Origin of the sequence: Saccharopolyspora indica (assembly GCF_027853965.1) — a bacterium.
GTDB lineage: Bacteria > Actinomycetota > Actinomycetes > Mycobacteriales > Pseudonocardiaceae > Saccharopolyspora > Saccharopolyspora indica.
The window spans coordinates 222,566-244,711 of the sequence record NZ_JAQGLB010000007.1 but is presented as its reverse complement, the minus strand read 5'-3'; the positions used below and the strand labels follow the sequence as shown (position 1 = coordinate 244,711).

General features: G+C 70.7%; 16 protein-coding genes. 8 read left to right on the top strand and 8 right to left on the bottom strand.

What is annotated here, in order from left to right:
* Positions 1 to 23: 23 nt before the first annotated feature.
* Positions 24 to 836, top strand: a complete 813-nt coding sequence (locus OU416_RS18225; RefSeq protein WP_270928179.1) for an HAD family hydrolase — start codon at positions 24 to 26, stop codon at positions 834 to 836.
* 4 nt (positions 837 to 840) lie between these two features.
* On the opposite strand, the gene OU416_RS18220 is transcribed toward OU416_RS18225, so the two are convergent.
* Positions 841 to 1,863, bottom strand: a complete 1,023-nt coding sequence (locus OU416_RS18220) for a peptidoglycan recognition protein family protein (protein ID WP_270928178.1) — start codon at positions 1,861 to 1,863, stop codon at positions 841 to 843.
* Positions 1,864 to 2,142: 279 nt separating this feature from the next.
* On the bottom strand, positions 2,143 to 3,402 hold the full coding sequence (locus OU416_RS18215) for a glycosyltransferase 87 family protein (RefSeq protein WP_270928177.1): 1,260 nt from the start codon (positions 3,400 to 3,402) through the stop codon (positions 2,143 to 2,145).
* A 294-nt stretch (positions 3,403 to 3,696) separates the two neighbouring features.
* Between OU416_RS18215 and glf the strand changes: the two genes are divergently transcribed.
* The 5 genes from glf to OU416_RS18190 all read left to right on the top strand — a co-directional run bounded on the left by glf (position 3,697) and on the right by OU416_RS18190 (position 10,444).
* Positions 3,697 to 4,887, top strand: a complete 1,191-nt coding sequence (gene glf, locus OU416_RS18210) for a UDP-galactopyranose mutase (RefSeq protein ID WP_270928176.1) — start codon at positions 3,697 to 3,699, stop codon at positions 4,885 to 4,887.
* Between the two features lies 1 nt (position 4,888).
* A complete protein-coding gene (locus tag OU416_RS18205; RefSeq protein ID WP_270928175.1) occupies positions 4,889 to 6,850 on the top strand; it encodes a glycosyltransferase in 1,962 nt (653 codons plus the stop codon).
* A 22-nt stretch (positions 6,851 to 6,872) separates the two neighbouring features.
* Positions 6,873 to 7,454 (top strand): phosphatase PAP2 family protein, encoded by a 582-nt coding sequence (locus OU416_RS18200; protein WP_372907126.1) that lies wholly within the window; start codon positions 6,873 to 6,875, stop codon positions 7,452 to 7,454.
* 301 nt (positions 7,455 to 7,755) lie between these two features.
* On the top strand, positions 7,756 to 8,715 hold the full coding sequence (locus OU416_RS18195) for a decaprenyl-phosphate phosphoribosyltransferase (protein ID WP_372907127.1): 960 nt from the start codon (positions 7,756 to 7,758) through the stop codon (positions 8,713 to 8,715).
* A gap of 148 nt (positions 8,716 to 8,863) precedes the next feature.
* A complete protein-coding gene (locus OU416_RS18190; RefSeq protein ID WP_334270873.1) occupies positions 8,864 to 10,444 on the top strand; it encodes an alkaline phosphatase D family protein in 1,581 nt (526 codons plus the stop codon).
* Between the two features lie 66 nt (positions 10,445 to 10,510).
* Here OU416_RS18190 and OU416_RS18185 read toward each other — a convergent pair whose 3' ends face one another.
* Positions 10,511 to 11,338 (bottom strand): helix-turn-helix transcriptional regulator, encoded by an 828-nt coding sequence (locus OU416_RS18185; protein WP_270928173.1) that lies wholly within the window; start codon positions 11,336 to 11,338, stop codon positions 10,511 to 10,513.
* 102 nt (positions 11,339 to 11,440) lie between these two features.
* Between OU416_RS18185 and OU416_RS18180 the strand changes: the two genes are divergently transcribed.
* Entirely contained in the window at positions 11,441 to 12,193 is a 753-nt protein-coding gene (locus tag OU416_RS18180; protein ID WP_270928172.1) for an SDR family oxidoreductase, read from the top strand.
* 186 nt (positions 12,194 to 12,379) lie between these two features.
* A complete protein-coding gene (locus OU416_RS18175) occupies positions 12,380 to 12,934 on the top strand; it encodes a Uma2 family endonuclease (RefSeq protein WP_333779644.1) in 555 nt (184 codons plus the stop codon).
* Positions 12,935 to 12,971: 37 nt separating this feature from the next.
* Here the strand turns inward: OU416_RS18175 and OU416_RS18170 are convergent, their stop codons facing one another.
* From OU416_RS18170 to OU416_RS18150, 5 genes are all read right to left on the bottom strand, one after another.
* The gene (locus OU416_RS18170; RefSeq protein WP_270928171.1) at positions 12,972 to 14,246 is read right to left on the bottom strand and encodes an NAD(P)/FAD-dependent oxidoreductase; all 1,275 of its coding nucleotides are present in this window, start codon (positions 14,244 to 14,246) and stop codon (positions 12,972 to 12,974) included.
* Positions 14,243 to 14,644: a GtrA family protein gene (locus OU416_RS18165; protein WP_270928170.1), complete on the bottom strand. Its 402-nt coding sequence runs from the start codon at positions 14,642 to 14,644 to the stop codon at positions 14,243 to 14,245. The genes OU416_RS18170 and OU416_RS18165 overlap by 4 nt, the downstream gene beginning before the upstream one ends.
* Positions 14,631 to 15,644 carry a glycosyltransferase family 2 protein gene (locus OU416_RS18160; protein WP_270928169.1) on the bottom strand — a complete coding sequence of 338 codons (1,014 nt, stop codon included), beginning with the start codon at positions 15,642 to 15,644 and terminating at the stop codon, positions 14,631 to 14,633. The genes OU416_RS18165 and OU416_RS18160 overlap by 14 nt, the downstream gene beginning before the upstream one ends.
* A 2-nt stretch (positions 15,645 to 15,646) precedes the next feature.
* Positions 15,647 to 18,808, bottom strand: coding sequence for an arabinosyltransferase domain-containing protein (locus OU416_RS18155; RefSeq protein WP_270928168.1), 3,162 nt, complete (start codon positions 18,806 to 18,808; stop codon positions 15,647 to 15,649).
* A gap of 155 nt (positions 18,809 to 18,963) precedes the next feature.
* A complete protein-coding gene (locus OU416_RS18150) occupies positions 18,964 to 22,122 on the bottom strand; it encodes an arabinosyltransferase domain-containing protein (protein ID WP_270928167.1) in 3,159 nt (1,052 codons plus the stop codon).
* Positions 22,123 to 22,146: the final 24 nt, after the last annotated feature.

The window sequence follows — 22,146 nt, the reverse complement described above, 5'->3', positions numbered from 1 at the left end:
CCCGCACCAGGCAGGATGGCGGCGTGCGCAAACCCGGCCTGGTGGCATCAGACGTGGACGGAACCCTGCTCGACCCGATGGAGCGGGTGAGCTCGCGAACCGCCGGGACGGTGCAGCGGGTGGTCGCCTCGGGTACCCCGTTCGTGCTGGTCACCGGCCGACCGCCGCGCTGGATGCCGATGGTCGTCGACGGCCTCGGGGTGGCCGGCGTGGCGGTGTGCGCGAACGGCGCGGTGCTCTACGACGCCGCTGCCGACCAGGTGCTCCAGAGCCACGTGATCGAGGCCCTGGAGCTGCACGACGTGGTGCGCGAGCTGCGCCACGAGCTGCCCGGCTGCGCCTTCGCGGTGGAGCGCACGACCGACGGCGCGCACGACCGGCCGCACGAGCAGTTCCTGGCCGAGGCCGACTTCCGCCGGGTGTGGCCGAACGCGGACATCCGGGTCGCCGGGACCGACGAGCTGACCGGCAAGCCCGCGGTCAAGCTGCTGGTGCTGCACGAGCACATGACGAGCGCGGAGATGGCGGAGGCGGCGGGCGCGGTGCTCGGCTCCCAGCTGCAACTGACCTACTCGACGTCGTCGGGGCTGATCGAGCTCTCGGCGGCCGGGGTGGACAAGGCGACCGGCCTGGCCGCGGTGGCCGCCGACCTCGGCGTCGACCAGGCCGACGTGATCGCCTTCGGCGACATGCCCAACGACGTCCCGATGCTGTCCTGGGCGGGCCGCGGAGTGGCGATGGGCAACGCCCACCCGGCGGCCCTGGCCGCGGCCGACGAGGTCACCACCAGCAACACCGACGACGGCGTGGCCGAGTTCCTGAACCGCTGGTGGTGATGGTTCAGGGCCGGGCGTGGCGCTGCTGGAGGACTGCCGCGCGGGAGCGGATCGGGTCGAGCTTCTCGTAGCCGCGCTGGCCGGGGCAGGCCGTCCGGCTCACGTCGCGGTGCCCGAAGATCGTCGGCAGCGAGACCTCGGCCCCGGCCGGGTGGTGCGAGTTGTTCGCCGGCTCGGCGACCAGCTCGGTCCGGCCGTCGGCGGGCACGCCCGCGGTGCCCAGCTTCCAGGCGCTGATCTCAGCGACCGACTCGACGGTCTTGGCGCTCGGCGCGGCCAGGTCGTAGTTGCCGAGCATCGACACGCCGAAGGTGTTGCGGTTGAAGCCCCGCGCGTGCCCGCCGACGACGTCGCCGCGCAGCCCGCCCGCGCGGCCCTCGAACACGGTGCCGCACTTGTCGACCAGCGCGTGGTAGCCGATGTCGCCCCACTTCAGCTCGACGGCGTGGTAGCGGTAGATCGCCCGCACGATGTCGGCGGACTGCGCGCAGCTGTAGTCGTTGGTGCCCGCGGTGTGGTGCACGATCACGGCTTCGGTCCGGGTGGGCTCGGGCTGCCAGGTCATCAGGTTCTCGTCGGCGCCCCACTGCGCGCGCCCGACGACCGGCGGCGACCCGGCGATCCGGGTGTCCGGGGCGGTGGCGGAGCTGGTGCCGGGGTCGATCGCGATCAGTTCGAGGTCGCCGGTCACGTCCGCGCCGCCGCGGCTGGCGCGCACCTGCGCGGTGTCGGCCCGCCCGGTCCACAGCGGTTCGCTGCCGCGCGCTTCGGCTTCCAGCTCCGTCCACTCGCTCCACTCCCCGGAGCCGCGGGTGCGGACCTCGACCTGGTCCGGTGCCGGTCCCTCCCAGGCGAATCCGACCAGGTCGAACGGCGTCGAGGTGCGGACCTCGCGGGTCTGGGTGCGATCCAGCGGAGCGTCGCGCAGCGGAATCCGGGTGCTCGACTCCGGGGCGGCGGCGCTGGCCGCGGGCAGCACCGCCGTGGCCAGCAGCAGCGCGATCGGGAATCCCAGCCGACGACGCATGCGGCACCTCGTTTCCGCGCAGGGCCCCGGCCGTCGGCCGGAACCGGTTCGTGGACCGAAGCGAGTATGCGGTGGACTCCGATCAGCCGCTGGTCAACTGCTCTGTCCGGGTGACCGCCGTCCCCAGTGGACTGGTCCGGGCTTCCGGTGAGCACGGATTCCGCGGCCGCGGTCGGCGCCGGGCTGACGCGATTTCAATGGAAACCGGACGTCGAATTTCCATTGAAATCGCGGAAACACCGGTGTGTCGGGAGCACGACGCGCCGGTGGAGCGTCGGATCAGCGGTAGTGCTGGGGCGCGGCCGCCGGTGGCACTTCGACGGGCGCCGGTGCGCGGACGGCACCGGGCCGGAACCGCGCGTAGGCCACCGCCGCGGCGACCAGGAATCCGATGCCGATCAGCGTGTAGGAGTTGCCGACCACCTGCTGCGAGAACGTCCAGGCCAGTTCCTTGTCCCCGGTGTTCGGCAGGTACCACTGCGGCGCGATCAGCACCGTCAGCGCGCACAGCACCACCGTGAACAGCACCCCGTACCAGCGGTGCCGCAACGACATCGCGAACAGCAGCGCGAGCGCAGGCCCGGCCCACACCCAGTGGTGCGACCAGGAGATCGGCGACACCAGCAGGATCCACACCGCGTTCAGGCACACCGCCAGTGGCAGGTTGCCGACCCGCAGCGCGTACCGCATGCCGAGCACCGCCATCGCGAGCAGCAGCAGCGAGCCGAGCACCCACAGCGCGTTGAGCTCGAACCCGGTCACCGACTGCTTGGCGATCAGGCTGCGCAGCGTCATGTTGCCCACGTAGACGGTGCCGAGGGAATCGCCGGTGGAGAACATCGAGTCCAGCCACCAGTCCGCGGAGTCCTTCGGCATCGCGATCAGCCCGATCACCACCGTCGCGGCGAACGTGATGGCGGTCACCGCCATCGCGCGGAAGTCGCGGCGCAGCAGGAACAGCAGCAGGAACCCGAGCGGCGTCAGCTTGATCGCGGCCGCGATGCCGACCAGCAGGCCGCGCGGCCAGCGGGTGCGCGGCAGCAGGCAGTCGGCCGCCACCAGGCCCATCAGCAGCAGGTTGATCTGCCCGTAGTTGAGCGTCTCGCGCGTCGGCTCGATCAGCGTGAGCCACGGCAGCAGCAGCGCGGTGGCCACCGCCAGCTGCCCGGCCCGCGGCGCGAGGTAGCTCGACGAGCGGGCCAGCGAGTACGCGGTGACCAGGATCGCCAGGTGCGAGATCACCGACACCAGCACCACCGCGGTGTCGCCGGACAGCCAGGTCAGCGGCACGAACAGCAGCACGGCGAACGGCGGGTAGATGAACGGCAGCGTGCCCGAGTCCGGCGACTCCGGGGTGAGGTCGTCGCCGTACACCTCGTAGCCGTTCAGCCAGGCGCGGGCGCCGAGCCGGTAGATCTCGGTGTCGATGTAGCCGCGGGTGTCGATCCAGTGCACGAACCAGATCGCGAGGATCTCCAGCACGATCGCCGCGACCAGCAGGTGCCGCCCGTCACGAGCACGTGTCACCCCGATGCTCACCACCCCAGGATCCGGTGCCCGCGCTCGCGAGCGGTGGGAGCGGGGCGCAGCAGAATGCGATCCGTGATGCTACTCGGGTCACGACACGCCGGGCGGATCGCCCGACAGGTATTAGCAGTGACGAATAGTTGCCATCCGTAGTGCTGTTCTTGCCCGGTGCGAGTGAGAGCAGAACGCTCAAAATGCCGAGAAAATGCCGTTTGCGGCGATATCGCCACGCCCTGTAGCCATGCGTAGCCGCGAACGTCAACGCGGTTTCGGGCCGGCGTTTCGCCCCCAGTACCCTCGACGGCTGTGAGCTTCGCAGGCTATGACCTGATCGTTGTTGGTTCCGGATTCTTCGGCCTCACGATCGCAGAGCGCGCCGCCACCCAGCTGGACAAGCGGGTGCTGGTGCTGGACCGTCGTGACCACATCGGGGGCAACGCCTACTCGGAGGCGGAGCCCGAAACAGGCATCGAGGTGCACCGCTACGGTGCGCACCTCTTCCACACCTCGAACAAGCGCGTGTGGGACTACGTGAACCAGTTCACCGAGTTCACGGACTACCAGCACCGCGTGTTCACCAAGCACCAGGGCCAGATTTACTCCTTCCCGATGAACTTGGGCCTGCTCGGCCAGTTCTTCGGACGCGCCTTCACGCCGGACGAGGCCAAGGCGCTGGTCGCCGAGCAGGCGTCCGAGATCGAGACTGCGGACGCGCAGAACCTCGAGGAGAAGGCCATCTCGCTGATCGGACGCCCGCTGTACGAGGCGTTCGTGCGCGGTTACACGGCCAAGCAGTGGCAGACCGACCCCAAGGAGCTGCCCGCGGCCGTCATCAGCCGCCTGCCGGTCCGCTACAACTTCAACAACCGGTACTTCAACGACAGCTACGAGGGCCTGCCGGTCGACGGCTACACCGCGTGGCTGGAGAAGATGGCCGAGCACGACAACATCGAGGTCCGGCTGAACACCGACTTCTTCGACGTGCGCGGCGAGCTGCCGACCGACGTCCCGGTGGTCTACACGGGCCCGCTGGACGGCTACTTCGAGTACGTCGAGGGCGAGCTGGGCTGGCGCACCCTGGACTTCGAGACCGAGGTCGTGCAGACCGGCGACTACCAGGGCACGTCGGTGATGAACTACGCCGACGAAGAGGTCCCGTACACCCGGATCCACGAGTTCCGGCACTTCCACCCGGAGCGGGACTACTACCCGAAGGACAAGACGGTCATCGTCCGCGAGTACTCGCGGTCCGCGGAGAGCGGGGACGAGCCGTACTACCCGATCAACACCCCGGAGGACCGGCGCAAGCTGGAGGCCTACCGCGAGCTGGCCAAGAAGGAGGCCAAGGAGCGCAAGGTCGTCTTCGGCGGGCGGTTGGGCACCTACAAGTACCTGGACATGCACATGGCGATCGGCTCGGCGCTGAGCATGTTCGACAACAAGATCGCTCCATACTTCACCGAGGGCCGTTCGCTGGACGGCTCGCTGGAGGACTGACGTGACCGACCGGACCCCCCGAGAGGACCGTTCTCCCGCCGCGGGGGAGAGCAAGATCAGCGACGTGACGTCGATGCGCTCCGGTACCGCCGACGTGTCGTCCCAGCAGGTCCTGCAGCGCGTGGTGTTCCCGCGCGGTGAGGACCCGCTGGACGTGCGCCCGCTGTACATCGACGAGCCCGCGTCGCTGGACAGCGCCGCGACCGTCGTGTCGCGGCGCCGGCTGCTGGTGCCCGCGCACCGCAAGATCTCCCTGGCCTCCTACTTCAACGCGTTCCCGGCCAGCTACTGGAAGCGTTGGACCAAGGTCGACGAGGTCGTGCTGCGGCTGAAGGTCAAGGGGGCCGGTCGGCTCGACGTCTACCGCTCGAAGGCCAACGGCGACAGCGTCCACCTGCAGGGCACCCCGGTGGACAGCCAGGACTGGACGTCGCTGGAGTTCCGCGTGTCGCTGACGCCGTTCGAGGACGGCGGGTGGATCTGGTTCGACCTGTTCACCAACGACGTGCCGCTGGAGATCGACGAGGCGGCCTGGACCACCGACGTGCCGCTGCCCAAGCAACAGGTCGTCATCGGCACCACCACCATGCGGCCCGCCGACTGCGTGCTCGCCCTGCAGACGCTGGGCGAGGACCCGCAGGTCATGGAGGTCGTGCAGCGGGTCGTCGTGGCCGACCAGGGCCCGCAGAAGATCCGCGACACCGAGGGCTTCGACGAGGCGGCCCGCCGGATCGGCGACAAGCTGCACGTCATCGAGCAGGACAACATCGGCGGCTCGGGCGGCTTCGGCCGCGTGATGTACGAGGGCATCTACAACTCCGACGCCGACCAGGTCATGGTCATCGACGACGACATCGCGCTGGAACCGGACGGCGTCCTGCGGGCGAACGCCTTCGCCCGCGCCGCGACGAACCCGGTGATCGTCGGCGGCCAGATGCTGAACCTGCAGGCCCGCTCGCGGCTGCACACCATGGGCGAGGTCGTGGACCTCGGCCAGGGCATCTGGCGGGCCGCGCCGGGCGCGGTCACCGACCACGACTTCGCCAAGAAGCCGCTGCGCAAGACCACCAAGCTGCACCAGCGCATCCACTCCACCTACAACGGCTGGTGGATGTGCCTGTTCCCTCGCGAGGTGATCGAGAAGACCGGGCTGCCGCTGCCGCTGTTCATCAAGCACGACGACTCGGAGTACTCGCTGCGCGCGGGCGAGCGCGGGTTCCCGACGGTGACGCTGCCGGGTGCGGCGATCTGGCACATGCCGTGGACGGACAAGAACGACGCCACCGACTGGACGGCGTACTTCCACACCCGCAACCGGCTGATCCTCGCCGCGCTGCACAGCCCGGACGTGGTCAAGAACAACATCATCAAGCAGGGCCTGAAGCTCACCCTGCGGCACCTGCTGTCGATGGAGTACTCCACGGTCGCGGTGCAGCAGAAGGCGCTGGAGGACTTCATGGCGGGCCCGGAGGGCCTGTTCGACAGCCTCCGCTCGGCGCTGCCGGAGGTCCGGGAGCTGCGCAAGGACTACGACGACGCCAAGACGCTGCCGTCGGCCCGCGAGTTCCCGCCGCCCTCGGCGAACCCGATCATGGCCGAAGGCCTGCTCAAGCCGCCGGTGAACCCGGCGGTGATCGCGGCGCGCGCCTCCAAGGCGCTGCTGCACAACCTCAAGGAACCGGCCAAGGACGCCGGCGAGCGGCCGCAGCTGAACGTGCCCGCGGCCAGCGCCCGGTGGTTCCTGCTGGGCAACCTCGACAGCGCGACGGTGTCCAACGCCGACGGCAGCGGGGTGGCGTTCCGGCGCCGCGACCCGGAGGAGTTCCGCCGGCTGGGCATGCGCGCCATGGCCAACTACCGGCGGCTCGGCCAGGAGTGGAGCCGGCTGTGCGCCGTCTACCGCGCGGCGCTGCCCGAGCTGACCAGCCCGGAGTCCTGGAAACAGGCCTTCGACCAGAAGTGACCCCGATCCACCCGGAGACGATGTGGCAGAGCTGACGACGGCGACCGGTCCCGAAGAGGCAGTCGCCGCATCCGCCGACGAAGCACCGGCGACGGTCACACCCGAAACCGTCGCGCTGCGCAAGGTGCAGGGCGCGCTGGCCAAGCCAGCCGTGGTCAAGACCGCTCGGGCGATGTCGCTGTTCGGCGAGCACGCGGGCGGCTGGCTGGCGATCGGCGCGATCGGCGCGCTGGTGGACCGCGAGCGCCGCGGCGAGTGGCTCACCGCCGCCGCCGGGGTCGCCGTCGCGCACGGAGCGTCGATCGCGATCAAGCGCGTGGTGCGCCGCCGCCGGCCGTCCGACCCCGAGGTGCAGGTGCTGGTCGGCACGCCGAGCAAGCTGAGCTTCCCGTCCTCGCACGCGACGTCCACGACGGCCGCCGCGGTGCTCTACGGCGGGTTGACGGGCAAGAAGCTGACCCCGGCGGTGGTGCCGCCGATGATGGTCAGCCGCCTTGTCCTGGGGGTTCATTATCCGAGCGATGTGGTCGCCGGTTCTGCGCTCGGCGGTGCCGTGGCGTGGGGCGTGCGGCGATTCATGAGACGGCGGAGGAACCGTGGCTGACAACAAGCAAACCGAGGCCGACACCGGCGAGACCGATGCGGCCGAGGCCGACGGCAGCAGCAACGGTGCCCGCGTCGGCGAGGCGTTGACCGAGAACGCGGCCGAGATCAAGGCCGAAACCGAGACTGAAGCCGAGGCCAAGACCGAGTCTGAGGCGAAGACCGAAGCCAAGTCCGAGGCGAAGACCGAAGCCAAGTCTGAGGCGAAGACCGAGTCTGAGGCCGAGGCGAGGGCCGAGGCCAGGCGCATCGAGGTGGAGACCGACGCGGAGGGCACCATCGGTGCCGAGTTCGGCGACGAGGTGCTGGAGCCCGAGCCGAAGAAGTCCGACGACATCAAGGACAAGTCCTCGGACGCCTACCACGCGAAGGTCACCGCGAAGGCGGGCACCACGGCGGGCCTGGTCACCGGCCTGATCAAGGAGCTCCGCCCCAAGCAGTGGGTAAAGAACGTCCTGGTGCTGGCCGTGCCGTTCGCGGCGGGCCAGATCCTGTACCCGCCCGTGCTCTGGCACGCCGTGGTGGCGTTCATCGTGTTCTCGATGGCTGCCTCCGGCATCTACTTCGTCAACGACGCGATCGACGTCGAGGCGGACCGCCAGCACCCGACCAAGCGCAACCGGCCGATCGCGGCGGGCCTGATCCCGCTGCCGATCGCCTACGCGATGTGCGTGCTGCTGCTCGGCGGATCGCTGCTGATCTCGGGCCTGACCAGCATGTCGCTGTTCGCGGTGATGGCGGTCTACATCGCCGTCCAGCTGGGCTACTGCTTCGGCCTGAAGCACCAGCCGGTGATCGACCTGTGCATCGTGGCGTCCGGCTTCCTGCTGCGCGCCATCGCCGGTGGTGCCGCCGCCGGCCTGATGATCACGCAGTGGTTCTACCTGATCGTCGCGTTCGGCTCGCTGTTCATGGTGGCGGGCAAGCGCTACGCCGAGGTGAAGCTGGCGGCAGAGACGGGCGCCAAGATCCGCAAGTCGCTGAAGGCGTACTCGCCGTCCTACCTGCGGTTCGTGTGGGCCATCGCGGCCGCGATCACGATCATGTCCTACGCCCTGTGGGCCTACGACATCCGCGAGTTCGAGATGTCCCGCTGGGGCCTGATCTCGATCGTCCCGATGGTGGTGGCGATCCTGCGCTACGCGGTGGACATCGACAAGGGCGTGGCGGGCGAACCGGAAGAAGTGGTCCTGAAGGACAAGGTCCTGATGGTCCTCGGCCTGGTCCTGGCCGGTTGCCTCTTCCTGGCCTTCTACCTCTGATCGATCCGAACAGCGCCCCCGGTCCCCGGACCGGGGGCGCTTTCGCGTTCACCGGGGCGGCGCGGTGACGGCTTGTTCATTTCTCGATCACCCGGATGGCAGCGCGTCTTCACCGCTCGGGGTGAGGGTTGAGCCCGTTTCCCGAACGATGGAGGTCTTCGTGTCCGATTCCCTTTCGCGGCGCAGCGTGCTGCTGGGTGGAACGCTCGCCGGCGCCGCAGCGCTGACCACTGCCGCCGCGCTGCCCGTCGCCGCGCTGCCGGGAGCCGGTTCGCCCCGCCGCGGTGAGGTCTTCACCCTGGGCGTCGCCTCCGGTGACCCCGCGCCCGACGGCGTGGTGCTGTGGACCCGCCTGGCCGCCGACCCGCTCGCCGAGGACGGCATGGGCGGGATGCCGGGCAAGGCGCTCCCGGTGCAGTGGGAGGTCGCCGAGGACGAGCGGTTCACCCGCGTCGTGCAGCGCGGCGAGGTGCAGGCCGCGCCGGAACTGGGGCACAGCGTGCACGTCGAGCTGACCGGCCTGCGCCCGGACCGCGACTACTTCTACCGCTTCCGCGCCGAGGGTTCGCTGTCGCCGACCGGCCGCACCCGCACCGCGCCGCTGCCTGGTGCGCTGACCAGCCTGTCCATGGCGTTCGCCTCGTGCGCGCAGTACGAGCACGGCTACTTCACCGCCTACCGCCACCTCGCCGACGAGCACCCCGACCTGGTCCTGCACCTGGGCGACTACAACTACGAGTACGAGGCGGGCGTCTACGTGGCGCCCGGCGGCAACCCGCGCGACCACGCCGGGCCGGAGACCGAGACGCTGGCGAACTACCGGCAGCGGCACGCCCAGTACAAGGCCGACCCGGACCTCCAGCACGCGCACGCGGCGGCCCCGTGGGTCGTGGTCTGGGACGACCACGAGGTGGACAACAACTGGGCCGACGAGGTCCACGAGAAGCCGGAGATCCCGCAGCCGCACTTCCTGGAGCGCCGCAAGGCCGCCTTCCAGGCGTACTACGAGAACATGCCGCTGCGCCGGGCGCAGATCCCGCGCGGCATCGACCTGCGCCTGCACCGCCGCGTCCAGTGGGGCCGGCTGGCCAACTTCCACATGCTCGACACCCGCCAGTACCGCGACGACCAGGTGGGCGGCGACAAGTTCCCGACCCAGGACCCGGCGCGGCTCGACCCGAAGCGCAGCCTCACCGGCGCGGAGCAGGAGCGCTGGTTGCTGAAGGGCCTGCAGCGGTCCAACGCCCGCTGGGACGTGCTCGGCCAGCAGGTCATGTTCGCCGAGATCGACTACCTCAGCGGTGAGGAGAAGGGCTACAACCCGGACGCCTGGGACGGCTACGTCGGCTCCCGCGAGCGCGTCGTGCAGGGCTGGCAGCGGGCCAAGGTGCGCAACCCCGTGGTGCTGACCGGCGACGTGCACACCCACTGGGCCAACGACGTCCACCACCGCGACGAGATCGTCGGCACCGAGCTGACCACGACGTCGATCACCAGCGGCGGCGACGGTTCGGCGAAGCTCACGGACAAGGAGAAGGCCTACCTGAAGGAGAACCCGCACGTCCGCCTCTACAGCAACCAGCGCGGCTACATCAGCACCAGGATCACGCCGGACGAGCTGCGCGCGGACTACCGGGTCCTGCCGTACGTCTCCAAGCCGGGAGCCCCGGTGGAAACCCTGGCCTCGTTCGTGATCGAGGACGGCAGGCCAGGCCTCAACGAGGCCTGATGCCGGCCAGGTGCCGTGAGTGCTTTGGGGTGCTATAGCGCCCCAAAGCACTCACGGGTACCCGGCTCAGGTGCTCCGACCCGTCGCGGCGAGGGTGCCGAGCAGTGCCAGGGCTTCGCTGCTGGGTGAGCCCGGTTCGGCGTGGTACACGACGAGTTCCTGGCCTGGGCTGGATCGCACGTCGAAGGTCTGCATGGTCAGCGTCAGCGGTCCGACGTCGCGGTGCTCGAAGTCCTTGCGCTCCAGCGCTTTGCCGCGGGCGTCGTGGCTGCCCCACAGCTCGGCGAACGCGGAGCTGACGTCGAGCAGCTCCGCGAGCACCTGCTGGATCCGCGGGTCGTCGGGAGCTTTGCCGTGCCCGAGGCGGAAACCCGCGACGGAGTTGCGGGCGACCTCGCGCCAGTCCCGGTAGAACGTCCGCGCCGCCGGATCGGTGAACACGACGTGCATCAGGTTCCGCGAGTGCGTCCAGTCGTGGAAGAGCGCGTCCGCGATCGCGTTGGACGCCAGCACGTCGAACGCCCGGTTGTGGACGATCGCCGGGTTGTGCGGCCACGCGGACATCAGCTCCAGCAGGCTCGGGTCGACCCGGTCGGGCACCGCGGCGGCGCGGGCGCGCGGGCTCAGCCCGGCCAGGCGGAACAAGTGCTGGCGGCCGTCCTCGCCGAGGCGGAGCGCGGTGGCCAGGGCATCGACCACCTGGGCCGACGGCGTCCGCTCCCGGCCCTGCTCGAGCCGGATGTAGTAGTCGACGCTCACCCCGGCCAGCAGGGCGACTTCCTCGCGCCGCAGCCCGGGAACGCGGCGGGGGCCGGTGCTGGGCAGGTTCACCTGGTCCGGGCCGAGCCGCGCCCGCCGCCCGCTGAGGTACTCGCCGAGTTCGGATGGTCCCACGTCGGCAGCGTAGGCGAGCCGACCGGCGGCCGTCGTGGGTGCAGTGCTCCCAGGAGAGCCGCAGCCTCCCGCGAGCCGGTGAGCCCGGACATCGTCGTGAGCATGACCGACGAATCGCACAACCAGAAGATCGTGCTCGTCACCGGGGCCAGCAGCGGGATCGGCGAGGCCATCGCCACCCGCCTGCTCGGCAGCGGGCACCACGTCGTCGCGGGTGCGCGACGGGAAGGCCGGTTGCAGGAGCTGGCCGAGCGCACCGCACCGCGGGCGCATCGCTCGGGCGGGAGCCTGCACCCGGTTCGGCTCGACGTCACCGACCGGGCGGACGTGGCCGCGTTCGTCGAGCTCGCCCGCGAGCGGTTCGGTCGCGTCGACGTCCTGGTCAACAACGCAGGCGTCATGCCGCTCTCGCGCCTGGACAGCCTGCTCGTCGACGAGTGGGACCGGATGATCGACGTCAACGTGCGCGGCCTGCTGCACGGGATCGCCGCCGCGGTGCCGCACTTCACCGCGCAGGGCAGCGGGCACTTCGTGACGATCGCGAGCGTCGGAGCGCACCAGGTGGTGCCCACGAGCGCCGTGTACTCCGGCACGAAGTACGCGGCCTGGGCGATCACCGAGGGCCTGCGCCAGGAATCCGACCCCGCGATCCGGGTCACGACCATCTCGCCGGGCGTGGTCACCTCCGAACTCGCGGACTCCATCACAGATCCGGGAGCGGCGGCGGCGATGCGCACCTACCGGAAGCACGCGATGGAACCGGACGCCATCGCCGGCGCGGTGTCCTACGCCCTGGACCAGCCCGATGACGTGGACGTGAACGAGATCGTCGTCCGACCGACCCGCCAGCGCTGAACGAGGAGAACCCGATGGGACCTCACCGGGTCTGCTACCTCTGAGCAACCCGAACAGCGCCCTCGGTCACCCCGACCGGGGGCGCTTTCGTGTTTACCGGGGGCGTTGACCAGGGACACTGTTGGGTGATGAGGGCAGAATGGTCGAGTACCGGTACCGGGCCTGAGAAGGAGGGCGCGATGAGCGCTGTGGCATGGCCGGACCGTTTGCTGTCCCCTGGAGGACTGGGCCGCCCTTCCCGAGGACAACAGCCATCACGTTGAACTCGACGAAGGGGTCCTGCGCGTGAGCTCTCGGCCGGTGTCCGACCACCAGTGGGCGCTGATGGAACTCGGTTACCAGTTGCGCACCCAGCTGCCCGAACACCTCGTCGTCCTTCCAAGGATGGAAGTGGTGTTGCGGAAGGAATGGCCGGCGATCGTGCGGGTCCCGGATCTTGTCGTCGTCCCGGTGGAGCGAGCCAGGGAAAGCCCACCGCGCTACCCCGCGCAGGACGTGCTGCTTGCTGTTGAGGTCGTCTCACCCGGATCCGTCGGCACCGACCGCGTCACCAAGTTCGCGGAATACGCCGAGGCCGGGATTCCGAACTACTGGATCGTTGATCTGGGCAAACCGGTGAGCATCGCCGTGTTCGCGTTGAAGGACGGGCATTACCTGGCGGTCGAGGAAAGCGCGATGGCATTGCAGCTCAGCGCTCCTGCAGAGCTGACCGTCGATCCGGCGCCGTTGCTTCCGAAATGAGCGACGGGCTGGTCACGAGAGGTGGCCAGCCCATCCGCTACGGGCGCCGGTTGCTGAGGCCGAGGCGGTCGGTGACCTCGTGGGCCATGGCGATCGCGTAGGACTGGCCGCGGTCCTGCGGGTAGATCTGGGACATCGTCGCCAGGGTCACGCCGGGCATCTTCGTGCGGTGGCCGGGGATCAGCGAGCGGTACTCCGGCGTCACGATCGGCTGGGCGAAGGGCGCCTTGGAGAAGTGCCAGTTCCGGATCCAGGAGCGGTCGAACTCCGGGTTCAGCTTGCGCAGCCAGGGCACGTAGCGCTCCAGCAGCTCGGCCGGGTCGGTCTTGAAGCGCCAGTCGTCGCGCGGCACGTAGTTGCCGACGTAGACGATGTGCCTGCCGCCGTACTCGGCGGGATCGACCATGTTCGTGTGCTCCACGACCGCCAGGAACGGGAACGCCGTGTCGTTGATGTTCAGCCAGTAGTGCGGGATGACGCTGCGGTCGCACTCCAGGATGAAGCACGTCGCTCCCAGGTACTGGTTGCGCCACAGCACGTCGTCGTTCTCGATGCCCGCCGCTTGGGCGAACACCGGCTGGGGGACGGTGACGATCACCCGGTCGAACTCGTAGCTGCTGCCGTCCCCGGCGCCGACCAGGACCGTCGCGCCGGGCTGGCGGATGGTGGCCACCGGCTTGCCGAACTCGACCTTCCCGCCGCGCTCGGTCACCGCGTCCAGCAGCGCGCGGTACACCTGCTCGAAACCGCCGTGCACGTAACCGAGTTCGAAGGTGCGGTAGTGGATCCTGGCCCACAGCCAGGCCATCGAGATCTGCTCGGCGTGGATGCCGAACTTGCCCTCCAGCAGCGGTTCCCAGATGTTCTCGGTGACGCGCCGCCCGGCCCAGCGGCGCATCCACTCCAGCGCCCGCACCGAGTTGAACCGCTGCCCGCCGCGGACCGCCTTCAAGGCCGCAGCCGTCGCGCCGAAGCGGAACTTGTCCAGCAGCGAGAAGCCCGGGAACCGCAGCATCTCCTGCGGGGTGCCGAAGTCGTGCAGCCGCCCGTCGACGTAGACCCCGGTGGTGGGGCGGTGGAACCACAGCAGGTGGCCGAGCCCGAGCTCCTCGACGAGCCCGATCATGGCCCGGTCGGTGCGGAAGCTGTGGTGGTAGAAGCGCTCCAGCGGCGTGCCGCCGACCTCGATCGACGCGGCCAGCCCGCCCAGCTCGGCGGAGGCCTCCAGCACCGTCACGTCGTGCCCGGCCTTGACCGCGTCGTATGCCGCGGTCAACCCGGTCGCACCAGCACCGACGATGCCGACTCTCATCCGAAGCTCCACTTCTTGTTGATGGTGTACTGGACGATCAGGACGATCGGCAGGGACGCCGCTTTGACCAGGTTCGGGTCGATGCCGAGCCAGCCGGAGAAGACCTGCAGCAGCGCGAACGTCAGGCCGATGCCCGCCACGCCGACGGCGTAGAACCGCAGGAAGCGCACCAGGATCCGGTCCCGCTTGCGGAAGTTGAACAGCGCGTTGAGCACGAAGTTGTTGGTGATGCCCGCGGTCGTGCTGATCACGTTGGCCACCTGCTCGTGCAGCCCGAAGGCGTTGTACAGCAGCAGGAACAGCAGGTAGTCCAGCAGCACCCCGCTGGCGCCGATCGCCGCGTAGCGCAGCAGCTCCGGGCTGACCAGCGGCCGTGCCCGCTGTTCAGTCCGCGTCATGCCGGATCACATCCCGCACGATGTAGAGCGGGCGTTGCTGCACCTCGCTGTAGATGCGGCCGACGTAGCTGCCGATCACCCCGAGCGAGAGCATCTGCAACCCGCCGAGGAACAGCATGGCGACCATGAGCATGGTCCAGCCGGACACCGTCACCGCGGGGAAGAACAGCCGTAGCGTCACCGCGTAGATGATGCCGAGCAGCGCCAGCCCCAAGGTGATGAACCCCATCCGGGTGATCATCTTGAGCGGAACGGTGGAGAACCCGGTGACGCCGTCGGCGGCGAGCCGCAGCATCTTGCGCATCGGGTACTTGGTCTCGCCCGCGACCCGCTCGTCGCGGTCGAACAGCACCTCGTGCTGCTCGAAGCCCATCGAGGCGACCATGCCGCGGATGAACCGGCTGCGCTCGCGGAACCCGCGCAGCTCCTCGGCGGCGCGGCGGTTGAGCAGCCGGAAGTCGCCGGTGTCCACCGGGATGTCGACCTCGGCGCAGCGCCGCAGCACCCGGTAGTACCCGGCGGCGGTGGCGCGCTTGAACGGCGTGTCCTGGCGGGTGCGGCGGCGCGCGGACACGATCTCCGCGCCCGCCACCCACGCGTCGATCAGCTCCAGGCTGACCTGCGGCGGGTCCTGCAGGTCGGTGTCCATCACGATCACCGCGTCGCCGCGGGCGTGGTCCAGCCCGGCGGTGATGGCGATCTGGTGGCCGTAGTTGCGCGCGAAGTCCACCACCCGCACCCGCGGGTCGTTCTTCGCTATGTCGCGCAGGACTTCCAGCGAACCGTCCGCGGAGCCGTCGTTGACGTAGACGAACTCGTAGTCGAACTCGGGCCGGGTGGCGGTGGTGGTGGCCAGCTCCTCGTGGAAGTGGCGGATGCCGTCCACCTCGTTGAAGACCGGGAGCACGTAGGAGACCAGCGGGGGACCTTCCGGGCCGCTGCTGCGCGGTTGCTGCTGCGGCACCGGAATCCGGACCTGCTGGCGCATCGTGTCGGCCATGGTCACTCCCCTCGCCAACCCCACCGTGGAACAGGAACGCGCTGCACGTCGTATTCGTTGCCCGGCATCGGGTAATCCACCTCGATGAGGTGGCCCCATTCGGAGTACTCCGGGGTTTTCTCGACGCCGAGTAGTCGGGTCGGTACTTCTTTCTGGTGACCGACTTCCCGCACACCGGCGAAGACACCGCCGATGCCGCGGACGTACGCGGCGCTGCCGCCGAAACCCGTGCCGCTCGGCGGGACCACCAGGTGCGTCGGCGGCTCGACCAGTCCGCCCGCCACCCGCGGCATGTCCTGCAGGCACGGCGCGTTCCAGGTCATCGACCAGTCCACCAGGACCGGTGCCTCGCCGCGCAGGTGCTCGGCGAGCGGCACGACGTCCCGGACGCGCGGTCCGGCCACCGCGAGCCAACCGGCCGGATCGGTGGTGCCGTCCACCGCGCGGATCCGCACCGCGGTCGTCCCGGCCGGGATGTCCTGGGCGGCGACGGGCAGGTCGCGCCACGCCGGGTGGTCCTGCGGGAGGTCCGGCGCCACGTGGTCGCTGGGGTAGGCCGGGCGCTCGTCGGCGTCCAGCCAGGTGTCGTCCAGGACGCGCTCGCCGAGGACGCCGGTGGGGGAGGCGAATTCCAGCGCCACCCGGTTGCCGTCGCCGCTCCGCCCGGCGACCGCCACCGCGAGCTCCTGGTCCGGGGCGAGCGCGGGCAGCGCGTACCAGCCGGTGGTGAGCTCGCCGGTGGAGATCTGGCCGCCGCCGAGGCTGCCCCAGAACTCGCGCACTCCTCCGGGCGGCGCGAACTCCTGTGCGTGCCCGGTTCCCGCGCTGAAGCCGTAGCTCTCGGCAGGCCCGCTCGACACCAGCGCGCCGCCGGGGACGTCCGGGGTGGCGACGACGTGGTCCGCGATGCCGCAGCTGCCGCCGGACAGCGCGGCCAGGCCCTGACCACCGATGGAGTAGGCGTCGGCCTGCCGGATGGGCGCGAGGACGAACGAACCGAGCACGATCGCCACCGTCACCCCCACCGCGCCCACGCCGACCAGCGCGGGAATCCGGACGAGCAGCCGCCGAACCCCGCCGGAGCGTCCACGCAGGACGGACACCGCCAGCAGCACGACCACCGCGATCAACCACCACGCGGGGTTGTTCAGCGGCCGCACCGGCTGCTCTCCCCAAGGCACTCCGAACTGGGAGTGCAGGAACCAGTTGTTCTTTCCAGCGAACGCCAGCGCCGCGGCGAGCGCGGCGAGGGCGGTGCACAGCCCACCCGCCACCAGCACCACCCGGTCGCGGGCGAGGTGCCGGGCGGCGAACGTGATCAGGACCGCACCTGCGGTCAGCGTAGCGGCTCCCACTCCGGCCAGCGCGCCGAAATAGTGCGTCCATTTGGAGGGTGTCGTGATCATCAGGACGACGCTCAGCAGCAGGCAGAGCGGCGGTACGTGCGCCAGCGCCATGCCGGGCAGGCGCCGGGCGCCGCGCAGCAGCAGCAAGCCGCTGCAGCCGGCGACGAGCGCGGTCAGCAGCACCGGAGCACGCCGGGCGACGTCGCCCTGCAGGTCGAAGCCCAGCAGGTACTGGTAGCGCAGGACCTCCTGGAACCAGGGCACGTCCGGCCCGTACTGGGCGTGCAGCTCGGTCGCCTTCCGGACGCCGAACAGCGACTGGTCGGCGAACATCGCCACCACGCCGACGGCGGCGATACCGCCGAGCAGCGCCACGACCGGTGCGCTGAGCAGCCGCCGCAGCTGCGGTGCGAGCACCGCGAACGGCACGAGCGCGGTGATGCCCATCGGGTTCACCGCGACCGACAGCCCGGCGGCCAGCGCGGCGAGCCCCAGCCACGCGACCCGGTCGCGCCGCACCGCTTGGAGTGCGCAGGCCAGCACCGCGGCCAGGCCCAGCGCTTCGAACGGTTCCGGCCGCACGCCCAGGCCGAACGGCAGCCACCAGGCCAGGAAGCTCACCGCGGCCAGCAGCCGGACCGGACTGCGCCGGGAGTGCTCCGGCAGCACCGCGCCGAGGATGCCGCGGCTGAGCACGAGCCAGGTCAGCGCGGCCGCGACCACGCTCGGGATGCGCAGCGCGAGCGGGTTGGCGCTCCACGCGGCGACGGGTTCGAGCAGGTGCTGGACCAGCGTGAACGGGGCTTCGGAGGCGTTCTCCCAGCGGTAGTAGTTGCCGATGTCGCCGGTCAGCAGGCCGTTGCGGACGGTCATCGCGGCGAACGAGTCGTCCGGTGTGGTGGGCCCGAGCACCCACCAGCCGGCGAGCACGGCGAACAGGCCGAGATCGACGAGGTGCCCGAGCGCCGGAGTCCGCCTGCGCGCCGCGATTTCAATGGAAGCCGGACGTCTGATTTCCATTGAAATCGCGTCACCGTCCGACGCTCCGTCGGAGTGTCCGACGGCGACACGCCGATGATCCGCAACTTCCATTGAAGTCGGAGATCCGATTTCCGTTGAAATCGCGTGCCTCCGGCGGGACCGGTCGTGGGCGAGGAGGGCGGCGAAGGCCAGGAGGACCAGGACGGCCTGGGTTGCGATCAGGAGGATCTTGGTCGTGGTGGGGGAGTTCTCGAACCAGTTCGCCGTGGTCACGCGGACCTGGAGGCCGGCGGCCCGCTCGGGTTCGAGGTCGGTGGCGAACGCGACGACGTCCCGGATTCGCACGCCGGGCAGCTCCACCACCTGGTCGCCGATCCGCGCCCGGCTGCCTGCGCTGTCGGCGTCGATTGCGACGTCGCAGGCCGCGGTGATCGGCGCGCGCAGCGCTTCGCGGCCGCCGACCAGGGCGATCACGTGGTCGTTCGCGGTGGTGACGGCGAAGCCCTCGGTGGGCTGGCCGGGCGGTCGGCTGGCGACCAGCGTGGTCGGGGTGCCGCGCTGCTGCCCGGCGCGGACCACCGGGCACGGGACGCGCGCGTGGACCTCGGCCGGGTGGTACGGCACGACGAAGGCCAGCGTGCTCTCGGGCAGCTGCCCGGCTTTCGGCCAGGTCGCGGTGACCTGCTGGGTGATCACCGGCGCCAGCGGCACGGCGAGCGCGACCAGCACGCCCAGCACTCCGACGAGCAACCCGACGGCGCCGGGCAACCGGCTCTTGCGCGGGGCCGGTGCGGGCAGCGGGCGATCGAGCTCCGCCGCTCCCGCCCGGTCCGCCACGATGCCCCCCGGTCAACTGGCTGGATGCACAATGCGAACCAGTTTCAGCCAGCCGACCGGATCCCGCAGCACCTGAACGGGCGTCACCCGTCTCCCCGCCCCGCGCAGGGCTTGGTCAATTTCGTACGAAATTGACCGCCGCCCGGGTGAGGCGGTCAGTGCTCCTTGAAGGGGTACGGGGGGTCGCCGTGGGCTCCGCCGATCGTTTCGCGGGTGCGGGTCGTCGTGTAGGCGTCGCGTTCGATGCCGTAGCTGACCGCGTAGAGGTGGCCCCAGGTGTGGCCGGGCGCGCCGCGCAGCCGGGTGGGGATCTCGATGCGGCGGGAGAGCATCGTCGCGCCCGCGAAGACCCCGCCCCAGCCCGGGTCGACGGCCATTCCCCAGTCACCGGTCGGCGGGGTCACCATCAGCCGCGGACTGCTCGCCACCCCGCCCGCGACCTGCGGGTAGTCGCTGCGGCACGGGAAGACGAAGCTCATCGTCCAGTCGATCAGCGCGGGCCCGCGGGCGTCGAGCGCCTGCCGCAGCGGCACCACGTCGCGCACCACCGGGCCGCTCACCGCCAGCCAGCCCTGCTCGTCGGTGGTGCGGTCCTCGCCGAGGATCCGCACCCGGTCCGCGCCGCGCGGGACGTCGCGGGCGTCGATGGTGTGCAGTCGCCAGTCGCGGAAGTTGCGCCAGTCGACGGGCCGGCCGTGGCGCGGGTCGTCGAACGGCAGGTCCGTCGGCGGCGGGTCGCGCAGTTCGCGGACGCCCAGCGGGCGGTCCGCGGCGGCGAACTCCAGCACCAGCGAGTTGCCCTGCTCGGGCCGCCCGGCGATCCACAGCGACAGCGCCTGGTCGTTGGTCAGCTGCGGCATCCCGAACCACGGGCTGATCAGCGAGCCGGTGTTCTGCGGGCCGCCGGTGCGGCTCGTCCAGGAGTGCTCGCTCGCCGACGTCGCCTGCACCTCGTCGCGCGGGCCCTTCTCCGGTTCGGTCTCCGGCGGCGTCACCTGCAGCGGTTCGCCGTTGGTCACGTCCGCTTCCTGCGGCGGCGCGCCACCTTCGGTGAAGCCGTCCAGCTCGGCCTTCCCGACCAGCGGCCACAGCTGCTCGGCGACGGGCAGCGCCTGGACCTCGTCCTCCAGCCCGCAGGTGCCGCTCCGCAGGCCCTGCCAGTTCATCCGCGCCACGGAGAACCGGTCTCCCATGACCTGCGGTGCGGCGGCGAGCGAGCCGAGCAGCACCAGCACCGAGGCCAGCGCCGCCCCGCTGAGCACCGATGCGGGCATGATCGTCCACATCAGACGGTTGCGCGGCCGTGACCACACCGCCGTGCGCAGGTGCAGGAAGCTGAGCGCGAGCAGTCCGATGAGGACGGCTCCGGCGAGCCAGAACGCGGGGCTGTCCAGCGGAACACCGGGCCGCACCGGGGAATCCGACCACGGCACGGCGAAGTCGGACTGCATCGGCCAGATGTTCGGGCCCATGAACGCCAGCGCCGCGGCCAAGGACGCCGCGATCGCGCCGATCGCGCCGAGCAGCCGGGCCTCCCGCTTCGCGTGCTGGAGCCTGCCGACCCGCAGCAGCACCACCACGACCACCGCGAGCAGCGCCGATCCGACCCCGGCCAGCGAGCCGAAGTGGTGGGTCCACTTCGACGGCGTCAGCCACAGCGCGGCCAGCACCGCGACCGCGGCGCCGAGCAGCACCGGCAGGTCGCCCACCGAGGTCCAGCGGTGGATCTGCCGCATCGCGCAGGCACCGGCGAGCAGCGCGGCGGTGATCACCAGGAACACCGCCAGTCGCTTCGCCGAGGTGCCCCAGATCCAGGTGCCCAGCAGCGCCGCGTACCGGTCGATCTCCTGGTACCAGCCCAGGCTCGGCCCGAACTCGTCGTGGATCTCGGTGGCCGCCATGACACCGCGCCACGACGAGTCGGCGAACATCGCCACCAGACCGGTCCCCGCCAGGCACGCGGCCAGCGCCGCGCGGGTCGGCACCAGCACCCAGCGCGGCAGCGCGCCGGGCTGGGCCAGCACCCGCCAGATGCGCGGCGCGAAGACCAGCACGATGATCAGCGCGCTGACGCCGGTGGGGGTGATCGCCACGGTCAGCCCCGCGGTCAGCGCCGCGATGCCCAGCCACAGCTGCGGGGCGCGCGTCCGGTCGAGCTTCAGCAGCGCCGCGACCAGCGCGGACGTGCCCAGCGCGAGGAACGGTTCGGGCCGGATGCCCAGGCCGAACGGCAGCCAGCAGGCCAGGAAGAACACCGCGGTGACCAGGTGCAGCGGGAACCGCCGGGTGCCCCGGCAGACCGGTGCCACGATGCCGCGGCTGACGACGAACCAGGTCAGCAGACCGGCCACCGCGCTGGGCACCCGGAGCCAAACGGGCGTCAGGTCGTCCGCCGACCACCACCGCATCAGGTGCTGGACCAGGGTGAACGGCGTTTCCGACGCGTTGAACCAGCGGTAGTAGTTGCCGATGTCCCCGGCGTCGTCGTAGTTGCGGACGGTCATCATCGCGAAGCCGTCGTCGTCGGTCAGCGGGCCGATGACCAGCCATCCGGCCAGCACGGCGGCGACCGCGAGGTCCACCGGCAGCGGCGTGAGCGCCACCCGGATCGAGCGGAACGCCGGTGGGGCGTGCACCAGGAGCAGGAGCAGCGAGACCAGCGCGAGCGCCAGCGCGGCGGTGATCAGGGTCGTCTTGACCTCGGTGGGCGAGGTGTCGAACCAGGAGAACGTGCGGGCCGTGACGGAGATCCCGGTCAGCTGCTCGGGATCGAGGTCGGTGGCGAAGGTGAAGATCTCCGGCGCGGCGAGGCCGGGCAGCGCGATCGGTGTCCGGCCGTCGACGGTCACCAGCGAGCTCTGCGCGTCGGCGCTGATGTCCAGTCGGCAGGCGTTCGGCGGCAGCTGGACCTGCTGCTGGCCGAGCAGCAGCCGCGGCTTGCCGTCCTCGGTCGTGAGCACCAGGCCTTCGCGGTCGCTGCCCGGCGGCAGCGTGGTCAGAACGGTGGTCCGCCCCGGCCGCTCCAGCGCGTTGCGCAGCACCGGGCACGGCACGGACGCCTCGAACGCGGCCGGCCGGTAGGGCGTGAAGAGCGCGGTCGTGGTCTCGGCCCGCGCGCCCGGCCAGTGCACCTCGGTGCGATCCACCGACACCGGCGCGAACGGCAGCGATAACGCGCAGACCAGCCCGATGACGCCGACGCAGAGCGCGAGCAGGTGCGCCAGCCACCGGCCGAGCCGGGACTTGCGCGGTGGCTCGGCCGGCTCGGGCTCGGCGGGTCGTTCGAGCTGCGCGGAGCTGCTCGGGTGCTCCAAAAGTCCTCCCGGCGTTTTTCTGGG

What these genes read in the sequence shown, in the direction of transcription:
- OU416_RS18220 (WP_270928178.1), bottom strand. Translation starts at nt 1,863, where the DNA reads ATGCGTCGTCGGCTGGGATTCCCGATCGCGCTGCTGCTGGCCACGGCG.
- OU416_RS18190 (WP_334270873.1), top strand. Translation starts at nt 8,864, where the DNA reads ATGGAGGTCTTCGTGTCCGATTCCCTTTCGCGGCGCAGCGTGCTGCTG.
- OU416_RS18180 (WP_270928172.1), top strand. Translation starts at nt 11,441, where the DNA reads ATGACCGACGAATCGCACAACCAGAAGATCGTGCTCGTCACCGGGGCC.
- OU416_RS18170 (WP_270928171.1), bottom strand. Translation starts at nt 14,246, where the DNA reads ATGAGAGTCGGCATCGTCGGTGCTGGTGCGACCGGGTTGACCGCGGCA.
- OU416_RS18165 (WP_270928170.1), bottom strand. Translation starts at nt 14,644, where the DNA reads ATGACGCGGACTGAACAGCGGGCACGGCCGCTGGTCAGCCCGGAGCTG.
- OU416_RS18160 (WP_270928169.1), bottom strand. Translation starts at nt 15,644, where the DNA reads ATGGCCGACACGATGCGCCAGCAGGTCCGGATTCCGGTGCCGCAGCAG.